Annotated in this window: 12 protein-coding genes; 7 read left to right on the plus strand and 5 right to left on the minus strand. The window is 70.8% G+C overall.

The window, feature by feature from the left end; genetic code table 11:
* Positions 1 to 76: 76 nt before the first annotated feature.
* The 4 genes from ACYVE9_RS07070 to ACYVE9_RS07085 are packed head-to-tail and all read right to left on the minus strand — an operon-like array spanning position 77 to position 2591.
* Positions 77 to 553, minus strand: coding sequence for a MarR family winged helix-turn-helix transcriptional regulator (locus tag ACYVE9_RS07070; protein WP_461026867.1), 477 nt, complete (start codon positions 551 to 553; stop codon positions 77 to 79).
* A gap of 10 nt (positions 554 to 563) precedes the next feature.
* Positions 564 to 1274, minus strand: coding sequence for an AIM24 family protein (locus ACYVE9_RS07075; RefSeq protein WP_461026868.1), 711 nt, complete (start codon positions 1272 to 1274; stop codon positions 564 to 566).
* A 28-nt stretch (positions 1275 to 1302) separates the two neighbouring features.
* The gene (locus ACYVE9_RS07080; protein WP_461026869.1) at positions 1303 to 1953 is read right to left on the minus strand and encodes an AIM24 family protein; all 651 of its coding nucleotides are present in this window, start codon (positions 1951 to 1953) and stop codon (positions 1303 to 1305) included.
* On the minus strand, positions 1953 to 2591 hold the full coding sequence (locus ACYVE9_RS07085; RefSeq protein ID WP_461026870.1) for an AIM24 family protein: 639 nt from the start codon (positions 2589 to 2591) through the stop codon (positions 1953 to 1955). The genes ACYVE9_RS07080 and ACYVE9_RS07085 overlap by 1 nt, the downstream gene beginning before the upstream one ends.
* A 98-nt stretch (positions 2592 to 2689) precedes the next feature.
* On the opposite strand from ACYVE9_RS07085, the gene ACYVE9_RS07090 reads away from it, so the two are divergent.
* The 4 genes from ACYVE9_RS07090 (at position 2690) to glxA (ending at position 7119) form a co-directional block, all read left to right on the plus strand.
* A complete protein-coding gene (locus tag ACYVE9_RS07090; RefSeq protein WP_461026878.1) occupies positions 2690 to 3034 on the plus strand; it encodes a DUF3817 domain-containing protein in 345 nt (114 codons plus the stop codon).
* Entirely contained in the window at positions 3031 to 3321 is a 291-nt protein-coding gene (locus ACYVE9_RS07095) for an MTH1187 family thiamine-binding protein (protein WP_461026871.1), read from the plus strand. The genes ACYVE9_RS07090 and ACYVE9_RS07095 overlap by 4 nt, the downstream gene beginning before the upstream one ends.
* Before the next feature lie 126 nt (positions 3322 to 3447).
* Positions 3448 to 5181 (plus strand): glycosyltransferase family 2 protein, encoded by a 1734-nt coding sequence (locus tag ACYVE9_RS07100; protein ID WP_461026872.1) that lies wholly within the window; start codon positions 3448 to 3450, stop codon positions 5179 to 5181.
* Positions 5182 to 5184: 3 nt separating this feature from the next.
* Positions 5185 to 7119, plus strand: a complete 1935-nt coding sequence (gene glxA / locus ACYVE9_RS07105) for a radical copper oxidase GlxA (RefSeq protein WP_461026873.1) — start codon at positions 5185 to 5187, stop codon at positions 7117 to 7119.
* Positions 7120 to 7212: 93 nt separating this feature from the next.
* Here glxA and ACYVE9_RS07110 read toward each other — a convergent pair whose 3' ends face one another.
* The gene (locus ACYVE9_RS07110; protein WP_461026874.1) at positions 7213 to 8223 is read right to left on the minus strand and encodes a glycoside hydrolase family 6 protein; all 1011 of its coding nucleotides are present in this window, start codon (positions 8221 to 8223) and stop codon (positions 7213 to 7215) included.
* 193 nt (positions 8224 to 8416) lie between these two features.
* Here ACYVE9_RS07110 and ACYVE9_RS07115 point away from each other — a divergent pair, with 193 nt between their 5' ends.
* From ACYVE9_RS07115 to ACYVE9_RS07125, 3 genes are all read left to right on the plus strand, one after another.
* Positions 8417 to 8926: a MarR family winged helix-turn-helix transcriptional regulator gene (locus ACYVE9_RS07115; protein ID WP_461026875.1), complete on the plus strand. Its 510-nt coding sequence runs from the start codon at positions 8417 to 8419 to the stop codon at positions 8924 to 8926.
* Positions 8927 to 9014: 88 nt separating this feature from the next.
* A complete protein-coding gene (locus tag ACYVE9_RS07120; RefSeq protein WP_461026876.1) occupies positions 9015 to 9344 on the plus strand; it encodes a DUF3817 domain-containing protein in 330 nt (109 codons plus the stop codon).
* Positions 9345 to 9435: 91 nt separating this feature from the next.
* Positions 9436 to 11136: an acyl-CoA mutase large subunit family protein gene (locus ACYVE9_RS07125; RefSeq protein ID WP_461026877.1), complete on the plus strand. Its 1701-nt coding sequence runs from the start codon at positions 9436 to 9438 to the stop codon at positions 11134 to 11136.
* Positions 11137 to 11214 lie beyond the last annotated feature (78 nt).

An 11214-nucleotide genomic window follows, 5' to 3' on the forward strand; every position in this document is an offset into this window, starting at 1 on the left:
CGGACGCGCGCCCCGCACGGCGGTACGTCCGCCACCGACCGTGCCGGCCGGCGGTCTCCGCGCCGTGCGTACGCCGTCAGACGCGTCCGCGGCGGGCTCTGAGGTGGTCGGCGATGGGGGCGAGGGCGGCGCGCAGGTCCTCCAGCCCCTCCGGCGACAGCAGGTCGATGAAGTGGCGGCGGACGGAGTCCACGTGGTGCGGGGCGACCTCGCGCATGGTGGTCCAGCCGTGCTCGGTGAGCACCGCGTAGAGTCCGCGCTTGTCGGTGTCGCAGTGCTCACGCCGGACCAGCCCGGCGTTCTCCATCCGGGTGATCTGGTGGGACAGCCGGCTCTTGGACTGGAGCGTGGCGCCGGCGAGATCACTCATCCGCATCCGGCGGTCGTCGGACTCCGACAGATTGACCAGGATCTCGTAGTCGTTGATCGTCAGCCCGAAGGGCTGGAGGTCCTTCTCCATCTGGTGCGTGAGCAGCCGGCTGACGTCCAGGTGGGTACGCCAGGCCCGCTGTTCCGACTCGGAGAGCCAGCGGGTGCCCTTTTCGGTGTCCATAGCAGCGACTTTACCGAGCCGGACCCGGTGACCCTCCGGGCACTCCCTGTTGCTGCGGCACCGCTCCGGCGGCCTGCTCGGCCATCAGCTGCTCCGAGGACTGGAGCAGGACCGTGCCCGCTCCGGTGAACTCGAACTGGTGCTCCTCACCGGAGGCGCCGCCGAGGCCGGTGAGCGAGCGGACGCCGCCGAGGAATCCGCGCAGGTACTGGTGGTCGTAGTGGTGGCAGGGCGAGGGGCAGTCGGCCCAGCCGACGAGGGCCTGCGGGTCGACCCGGATCGGCGGCTCGACGAAGTGCACCGGCCCGTTGGAGGCGGCGACGAACTTGCCGGTACCGACGAGTGTGAGGAAGCCGGGAATGATCGACTGCTTGAGTGACAGCGTCGGGGCGAACGCCAGCAGGTTGCCCGACCGGATGGTGAGGTTGCCGTCGTCGAGGTCGAAGGAGTTGACGTCGAAGGCCCGGTCGGCCAGCAGCAGTTTGCCCGTGCCCTGGGCGACGACCCAGTCCGCGGCGTGCAGGGGCGAGTGGAAGCTGCGGGCGACGAGCTGGTCCAGTGGGCCGTGGCCGATGCCGTCGAAGGTGATCTGCCCGTAGTAGGCGATCATCTTGCCCTTCTGGAGGAACCACTGCCCCGAGAGTTCCACGCAGAAGGTGTACGGGTTGACGTTGTCGTCGGCGGGCAGGGTGTGGGCGTCGTGCACGGTGGTGCTGTTCATCGGTGGGTCGACCTCCGGCCTTCCGGGCTCACAGCTTCGCTTCGCTTGCCTGTACGTAGACCGTGCCGTGCCCGGAGAGTTCCAGCTGGAACGCCTCACCCGAGCCGCGGCCGACCATGTCGCGCCAGCCGAGTGCCGAACTCAGCCGGTTGCGCAGCTCGCCGCGGTGCGCGACGTACGCCTGCGGGTCGACGCTCACCGCCCGGTCGGGCGTCACGGCGAGTTCGAGCACGCCGCCGTGGGCCAGCATCGCGACCGAGCCCTGACCCTCGAGGGTGGTGGTGAAGAGTCCCTGGCCGGTGGCCTGGCCGCGGACCATTCCCATGACGCCGCCCTGCGAGCCGAGGAAGAGCGTGCCCTGCCGCAGGGTGCCGTCGAAGGCGAGCAGCCGGTCGGCCTCCACGTGCAGGGTGTCCCCGGTGAGGTCCACCACGTGGACCTCGTGGCCGCCGTGCCCGAACAGCACGGTGCCGCTGCCCTCGACGGTCATCAGGGGCGCGGCCTCGCCGCGGACCCGGCGTCCGATGGCGGACATGACGCCGCCCTGGCCGCCCATCAGGTCGGGCGTGAAGCGGACGTCACCGCGGTAGGCGAGCATCGCGCCGCGCTGGCTGTACACCCGCTGCCCCGGCACGACGCGGGCCTCGATCATCTTGGGCGTGATCCTGGTGAACGCCATCAGAGCTGCCCTCCGACCGTGTTGCGCTCGCTGGGCTGGAGGTAGACCAGGCCCTCGCCCTCGAAGCGGATCTGGAACGCCTCACCGGAGCCCTCGCCGATGAACGTCCGGAAGTTCACGCCCGTCTGGAGCTGCTGGCGGAGCCGGCCGGAGTGCGCCACGTAGGCGCCCGGGTCGACCTGGAGCGGCGTCTGCGCGGTGACGCGCAGCACGATGGCCGGGCCCTCGGAGAGCAGCGCGGCCTGGCCGGTGCCCTCGACGGTGGTGGTGAACAGCCCGTTGCCCTGGGAGGCGCCGCGCAGCCCGGTGAAGGTGGTGCCGGTGCGCAGCCCGCCCTCGGTGCACAGCAGGTTGCTGGACTCCACATGCAGGGTGTCGCCGTCGAGCGGGACCATGGAGACGTCCCTGGCCTCGTCGGCGAAGTAGCAGGTGCCGCTGCCCTTCACCTCCATCACGGTCATCTTCTCGCCGGTGAGCCGGCGGGTCACCGCGCCGCGCAGGCCGTCGCCGCCGCCGGTGAGCTTCTTGAAGGCCATCTGGCCCTCGTACGCGATCATCGAACCGTTCTTCGCCCTGACGGTGTCGCCGGTCAGGTCGACGGCGAGCACCTTGCTGCTCTGCAGTCGGAAGTGAGCCACGTCCCAGAACCTACCCCGACCGGGTGACGTCCGGGGAGGCTGCCACAATGGCGATGCTTGTGCATCCCTTCACAAACTTCGAGACCGAGGACATCGCTGTGGACATAAAGACCGCCTCCGCCCTGCGCCGGCTGCGGCTCGTCTCCGCCCCCGAGGCCGTCTCCTTCCTGGTGCTGATCGTCTGCTCCGTGCTGAAGCGGACGACGGAGTTCAACGCCGTGCCGGTCGTCGGCATGATCCACGGTGTGCTCTTCGTCATCTACGTGCTGTTCTGGGCCGACGCCTGGAACCGCGCCAAGTGGCCGCTGAAGCGCGCCGCGCTGTACGCGGTGCTGTCCGTGCTGCCGGCGGGCGGCTTCTGGGCGGAGAAGATGCTGCGCCAGGAGGTCGAGGCCGGCGTCATCGCCGCCCGCGCCCGCGACGAGGGAGTGGTCGGCACGTGATCGTCGCCTTCTCGATCACCCCGCTCGGCGTCGGCGAGGACGTCGGGGAGTACGTGGCCGACGCCGTGCGGGTGGTCCGCGAGTCCGGCCTGCCGAACCGCACCGACGCCATGTTCACGTCCATCGAGGGCGACTGGGAGCAGTGCATGGACGTCGTGCGCCGCGCGGTCGCCGCCGTCGAGGCGCGCGCGCCCCGGGTGTCGCTCGTGCTGAAGGCCGACATCCGACCCGGCGTCACGGATGGACTAAACAGCAAGGTCGCCACTGTGGAGCGTCATCTGGCCTGATGCCGGGCCTCCGGACCGACTCGGCAAGGGCTGTGGGCCCGTTGCCGGTTCCTCTTCCGTTCGACACGGAGACTTCTGTCACTTTTGCTGTGACATGTCGGCTTCGTCGCAGGGAGTGGAGGGACCGTGGTTCCGGAGGGGTACGACTACGAGGTCTACAGCCGTCTCGCCGGACCGCTGTCCGAGCCGCGCATGCCCTACCGGGTGCGCTACCGGTCCCTGCTGTCGAAGGAACCGCACCGGGTGCGCGCGGTGCTGCTGATGACCGCGGCGCCGACCCTCTCGTGCGTCCTGCTGCTCTGGCTGGTCTGGCCCAGCCACTGGACGGACCGCGAGGGGGCTCCCGGCTACCTGGTCGCGGCCGACGCGGTGATGCTCGGCTGCATCGGCCTGATCGAGCTGTTCCGGCTGGTGAACGTGGCCTCCGTCGCGCACGCCACGCTTGTCGCGCGGGACCCCGTGCCAGTGGTGCCCGAACCCGGCACCCGGGTCGCGTTCCTGACGACGTACGTGCCCGGCAAGGAGCCCCTGCCCATGGTGCGGGCCACGCTGGAGGCCGCCGTCGCGCTGCGGCACGACGGCACGGTCGACGTCTGGCTGCTGGACGAGGGCAACGACCCCGAGGCGCGGCTGCTGTGCGCCGAGTTGGGCGTGCGCCACTTCACCCGCAAGGACGTGCCGGAGTGGAACCGGCCGAGCGGCGTGCACCGGGCCCGGACCAAGCACGGCAACTACAACGCCTGGCTCGCCGCCCACGGTGACGACTACGACTTCTTCGCGTCCGTCGACACCGACCACGTGCCGCTGCCCAACTACCTGGAGCGCATGCTCGGGTACTTCCGCGACCCGGACGTCGCCTTCGTGGTCGGCCCCCAGGTGTACGGCAACTACACCAAGCCGGTCACCAAGTTCGCCGAGAGCCAGCAGTTCCTCTTCCACGCCCTGATCCAGCGCGCCGGCAACCGCTACGGCTCGGCCATGTTCGTCGGGACCAACAACGCGGTGCGGATCAGCGCGGTCAAGCAGATCGGCGGCCTGGTGGACTCCATCACCGAGGACATGGCCACCGGCTTCGAACTGCACCGCACCCGCAACCCGGTCACCGGCCGGCTGTGGCGCTCGGTCTACACCCCCGACGTGCTGGCCGTCGGCGAGGGCCCCGAGTGCTGGACGGACTTCTTCACCCAGCAGATGCGGTGGTCCCGCGGCACCTACGAGACGGGCATCCGGCAGTACTGGCGCTCGCCGCACCGGTTCTCACCCGGCAAGCTGCTCAACTACTCGCTGATGCTCGTCTACTACCCGATGAGCGCCCTGACCTGGACCCTCGGTGCCCTCAGCTGCACGCTGTTCCTGTGGCTGGGCGCGTCCGGCACCCAGGTCTCGGCCGGGGTCTGGCTGATGCTCTACAGCGACGTCGCCGCCCTCCAGATCGGCCTGTACCTGTGGAACCGGCGGCACAACGTCTCACCGCACGAACCGGAGGGCTCCGGCGGGCTCGCCGGCATGGCCATGTCGGCGATCTGCGCCCCGATCTACGCCAGGTCGCTGCTCGCTGCGGTGTTCCGCAGGGACTGCAGGTTCGTCGTCACCCCCAAGGGCGGCTCGGCCAGCCCGGACCGGCTCAGCACCTTCCGCATCCACCTGGTGTGGATCGGCCTGCTGGGCAGCGGACTCGCCGCCTCCGTCGTCCTCGACCACACCCATGCGGCCATGCGCACCTGGACGGTGCTGGCCCTGGCGATCGCGCTCGCGCCGGTGGTGATCTGGAGTCTCACCGAACTCCGCACCCGGCGCGGCGACCGCCTCCCCAGAAGCGAGCACGGCCCCGCGCTCGCCGTCACCACCAGCGGGAGTTGATCCATGCCCTACCGACCGAGTGCAAGGTTCAAGAAGACCCTTCTGGGCACCGGCGTCACCGTGGTGCTCGCGGCGCTCAACGCGCCGGCGACCATCGGGTTCGCCCGCGAGCAGATCCACGACTACCGAATAGCCCAGCCCGCCTACCAGGCCCGGTACGGCTCCTGGCAGTTGGCGCACGTGCCCGAGAGCTACCGCACCAACACCATCCACGCGGCACTGCTGCACACCGGCAAGGTGCTGCTGGTCGCCGGCTCCGGCAACGACGAGGAGCAGTTCGACGCGGGCACCTTCGACACCGTGCTGTGGGATCCCTCCGACAACAGCTACGAGCGAATAGACACCCCCGACGACCTGTTCTGCGCCGGCCACACCCAACTGGCCGACGGCAGGATGCTGGTGGCCGGCGGCACCGCCCGCTACGAACTGCTCGAAGGCAGCGTGGAACGCGCCGGCGGCGGCATGATCGTCAAGAACGAGAACCCCGACCGCCCGCACACCCTGCCCAAGGGCACCCGGTTCCGCTCGCCGTCCGGGGTCGAGTACGCCTCCGACGTCTCCGTAATCGTGCCCCGGGCCAAGAAGACGGAGGACGAGGACACCGGCAAGGTCACCGTCACGCCCAGCGAGGTGCGGGTGTTCGTGGAGGCCGTCGAGGAGGGCGAGGACTCGGTCACCGACCGGCACGCCCAGTACCGGATCCTCGGCCTCAAGGGCAAGGACGCCGACAACCTCTACGGCATCGCCGAGAAGCTCACGCTCGACAAGCAGGACTTCCAGGGCATCAAGGAGACCTACGAGTTCGACCCGGTGGCCGAGCGCTACCTGCCGGTCGACCCGATGGCCGAGGCCCGCTGGTACCCCACGCTGGTCACGCTGGACGACGGCAAGGTGCTCTCGGTGTCCGGTCTCGACGACATCGGCGAGATCCTCCCGGGCGACAACGAGATCTACGACCCGAAGACCAAGAAGTGGTCGGCCGCGCCCAAGCGCTACTTCCCCACCTATCCGGCACTGTTCCTCGTCGAGGGCGGCAAGCTCTTCTACTCCGGCTCCAACGCCGGTTACGGGCCCGCCGACGAGGGACGCGACCCCGGCATCTGGGACCTGGCGAACAACACCTTCGAGAAGGTCGGCGGCATGGCCGACGCCGACCAGCTGGAGACCTCCAGCTCCCTGCTGCTGCCGCCGGCGCAGGACCAGAAGGTGATGGTCCTGGGCGGGGGAGGCATCGGCGAGTCGGAGCTCTCCACCGCCCGCACCGCCGTCGTCGACCTGAAGGCGGACGAGCCGGTCTTCAAGGCCGGCCCCGAACTGCCGCAGGGCACCCGTTACCTGAACAGCGTGATCCTGCCGGACGACACCGTCTTCACCACCGGTGGCTCCGAGGACTACCGCGGTCGCAGCAAGAGCGACATTCTCAAGGCCCAGTTCTACGACCCGGCGAAGAACGAGTTCCGCCCGGCCGCCGATCCGGAGGTGCCGCGCAACTACCACGCGGAGGCGCTGCTGCTGCCCGACGGGCGGGTGGCGACCTTCGGCTCCGACCCGCTGTTCGGTGACCGCTCCAACACCCGTCTCGGCACGTTCGAGACGCGCGTCGAGATCTTCACCCCGCCCTACCTGCACGGGGGCCGCGCCGACAACCGGCCGGTCGTCGGCGACGGGCCGGAGCGGCTCCGGCGCGGCGCGGAGGCGGTCTTCGCCACCGACGACGCCAACCGCATCGCGCGGGCCCGGCTGATGCGGCCCAGCGCCGTCACCCACGTCACCGACGTGGAGCAGCGCTCGGTCGCGCTGGAGGTGGTCAAGGGCGACGGAGAGGTGAAGCTGGAGATTCCCGAGGACCGCTCGCTGACGCCGCCCGGCTGGTACATGCTCTTCCTCGTCGACACCGAGGGCACGCCCTCGGAGGCGAAGTGGGTGCACCTGCCCTGAGCGGGCGGGAGCGGCCGCACAGTGGCGCGGTGGGGGCGGCCGAGGGCCTCCCCCACCGGCGTGCCGTCCGCCCGGACGCGGCGGGCGGCGGGCTCAGGCGGGGGAGTTGCGGACCAGGTCCAGGGCGTAGGAGGGCCACCACCGACCCGCCGGCGGACCGCCCAGGCACGGGCCGTCCGACTCGCCGGGGCGTTTCACCCACAGGAAGGCGTCGACGAGCGGTTCACCGGTCGCGGCGGTCGGCGCCCGGCCCAGTGCCCGCCCCGGCGGGTTGCACCAGGCGCCGTCGGGCGGCGGACCGTTGCCGTTGCGGCTGGTGTCCACGATGAAGTGCGCGCCGTCCAGCGCTTGGGAGAGCCGGGTGCCGTAGGCGACGGACGCCGCGTCGGTGTGGAAGTTGGACACGTTCAGGGCGAAGCCGTCCGCCTGCGCGACCCCGGCGCGTTCGAGCGGGCGGACCATGTGCGCCGGGTCGCTGATCCAGCCCGCGTTGCCGGCGTCCAGGTAGACCCGCACCCCGGGCTGGGCCTTCAGCCGGGTGACGGCGTCCCGCAGCAGCCCGTAGCGCTCCTGGTGGTGCACGGCCGGGGTGCAGTCGGAGACGACGTGCGGGAGCGCGTCCGGCTCCAGTACGACCACCGCCCGGTGCGAGCCGACGGCGGTGGCGAAGTCGTCCACGTAGCGCCGGTACGCGGCGGCGTCCGGGGCGCCGCCGCGCGAGTGCAGGCCGCAGTCGCGGTGCGGGATGTTGTACAGGACCATCAGGGCCGTGGTGCCGGACGCCGCCGCTCCGGCGACGGCCGGAAGGATGTCCCCGGCCGGGTCGTCGTGCGAGGGCCACACCGCCATCGGCCGGTCCGAGATGCGGCGCAGCAGCTTCGCGTCGGCGGTGCGCCCGTCCCGTTCCCAGGCGCGGACCTGCCGGGCCGCCGCGCTGTCCGGGTCCACGTGGAAGCCGGTGCCAAGGGACGCCGGGACGGTCGCCTCCGCGTTCACCCGGACCAGCTGGTTCCGGTCGTCCCCGCTCGGCTGCCCGGCCGTGCAGCCGAGCGCCAGGGCGAGGATCAGCAGGGCGGCGAACGCGCGGACCGGTCGGCCTGGCATCAGCGTCTCCCGAGGGTGCGAAGGGGACAAACCAGGCCAAGGCTTGCACGTGGTCACGGGCAAGCCCGGCAGGCGCACCCGGGGGCGTCCGTCCGCGCGGATCGAGGTCCGTGGTGCGAAGTCTGAGGAAGTCCTCAGTTCGAAGTCTGAGACAGGGCTGACCACGATATGACTGGCGGGTAGGGTCGGCTGCGTGCCGAAGCCGCTCAGTCTCCCGTTCGACCCGATCGCGCGTGCCGACGAACTGTGGAAGCAGCGCTGGGGGCCCGCGCCCTCGATGGCCGCCATCACCTCGATCATGCGGGCGCACCAGATCCTGCTCGCCGAGGTCGACGCGGTCGTCCGCCCCTACGGCCTGACGTTCGCCCGCTACGAGGCGCTCGTCCTGCTGACCTTCTCCAAGGCGGGGGAGCTGCCGATGTCGAAGATCGGCGAGCGGCTGATGGTCCACCCCACCTCCGTGACGAACACCGTCGACCGGCTGGTCCGCTCCGGGCTCGTCGACAAGCGGCCCAACCCGAACGACGGCCGGGGCACCCTGGCGTCGATCACCGACAAGGGCCGCGAGGTGTGCGACGAGGCCACCCGCGAGCTGATGGCCGTCGACTTCGGGCTGAGCGCCTACGACAACGAGGAGTGTGCGGAGATCTTCGCGATGCTGCGCCCGCTGCGCCTCGCCGCCTCGGACTTCGAGGAGGACTGACCGGCCCCGGCCGGCGTCCCGGGTGGCCCGGGGCGAACCGGGAGGCCGCCGCGCGGCCGCCCGGAACGCACCGTTACGCTCTTTGCCCATGAAGTCCAACGTGCTCACCCGCTACCGGGTGACGGCCTATGTGACCGCGGTGTGGCTGCTCGTGTTCACCGGGTTCATCATCGCCAAGTACGCCTTCGGGGTCGGCGACACCACGGTCGTCTCGCAGATCCACGGCGTGCTCTTCATCGTCTACGTCGTCTTCGCCTTCGACCTGGGCTCCAAGGCCCGCTGGCCGTTCGGCAAGCTGCTGTGGGTGATCGCCGCGGGGTGCATCCCGGTGGCCGCGTTCTTCGTCGAGAAGAAGGTCGCCGCGGAGACGAAGCCGCTGCTGGAGGATGCCGAGCCGACCGCTCCGGTCAAGGCCTGAGCGGGGCCGGGGGCCGGTCGCCCGCAGGAACCGCGGGGCGACCGGCTGTTTGCTCTAGCCAAATAGTAGGACGTCCTAGTAAATTTGCAGCATGGACGCTGAAGCCATCGCAGAGGGCCGCCGACGCTGGCAGGCCCGGTTCGACGCTGCCCGGAAGCGGGACGCCGACTTCACCACGCTGAGCGGTGATCCCGTCGAACCCGTCTACGGGCCACGCCCCGGCGACACCTACGAGGGCTTCGACCGTATCGGCTGGCCCGGCGAGTACCCCTACACCCGCGGCCTGCACGCCACCGGTTACCGCGGGCGGACGTGGACGATCCGGCAGTTCGCCGGCTTCGGCAACGCCCAGCAGACCAACGAGCGGTACAAGATGATCCTGGAGGCCGGCGGCGGCGGCCTCTCCGTCGCCTTCGACATGCCGACGCTGATGGGCCGCGACTCCGACGACCCGCGCTCGCTCGGCGAGGTCGGGCACTGCGGTGTCGCGATCGACTCGGCCGCCGACATGGAGGTGCTGTTCGGCGGCATCCCGCTGGGCGACGTCACCACGTCCATGACGATCAGCGGGCCGGCCGTGCCGGTCTTCTGCATGTACCTCGTGGCCGCCGAGCGGCAGGGCGTCGATCCGGCGGTGCTCAACGGCACGCTCCAGACGGACATCTTCAAGGAGTACATCGCCCAGAAGGAGTGGCTGTTCCAGCCGGAGCCGCACCTGCGCCTGATCGGCGACCTCATGGAGCACTGCGCGCGCGGCATCCCCGCCTACAAGCCGCTCTCGGTCTCCGGCTACCACATCCGCGAGGCGGGCTCGACGGCCGCGCAGGAGCTGGCCTACACCCTCGCGGACGGCTTCGGCTACGTCGAGCTGGGCCTCAGCCGCGGCCTGGACGTCAACGCCTTCGCGCCGGGGCTCTCCTTCTTCTTCGACGCCCACCTGGACTTCTTCGAGGAGATCGCGAAGTTCCGCGCGGCCCGCCGCATCTGGGCCCGCTGGATGCGGGACGTGTACGGCGCCGACAGCGAGAAGGCGCAGTGGCTGCGCTTCCACACCCAGACGGCCGGTGTCTCCCTCACCGCCCAGCAGCCCTACAACAACGTGGTCCGCACCGCGGTCGAGGCGCTCTCGGCGGTCCTGGGCGGCACCAACTCGCTGCACACCAACGCCCTGGACGAGACGCTCGCGCTCCCCTCCGAGCAGGCCGCGGAGATCGCCCTGCGCACCCAGCAGGTGCTGATGGAGGAGACGGGCATCACCAACGTGGCCGACCCGCTGGGCGGCTCCTGGTACGTCGAGCAGCTCACCGACCGCATCGAGGCGGACGCCGAGAAGATCTTCGACCAGATCAGGGAGCGCGGCACCCGGGCGCACCCGGACGGCCGGCACCCCATCGGCCCGATGACGTCCGGCATCCTGCGCGGCATCGACGACGGCTGGTTCACCGGCGAGATCGCCGAGGCGGCGTTCCAGTACCAGCGGGCGCTGGAGAAGGACGAGAAGCGGGTCGTCGGCGTCAACTGCCACACCGGCTCGGTCACGGGCGATCTGGAGATCCTCCGGGTCAGCCACGAGGTGGAGCGCGAGCAGGTGGGCGCGCTCACCGACCGCAAGGCCGCCCGTGACGACGCCGCCGTGCGGGCCGGTCTCGACGCCATGCTGGCCGCCGCCCGGGACGGCTCGAACATGATCGAGCCCATGCTCACCGCGGTGCGTGCGGAAGCGACCCTGGGTGAGATCTGCGGCGTGCTGCGCGAGGAGTGGGGCGTCTACACCGAGCCGCCCGGCTTCTGAGGCGGTCGTCAGCCCCGTGCTGCCGCGTCCGGCGGGCCCTGTTCCGTCGGGCCCGGCCGGTCGCCCCCGGCTGCCGGG

Source organism: Streptomyces sparsus (assembly GCF_054776295.1).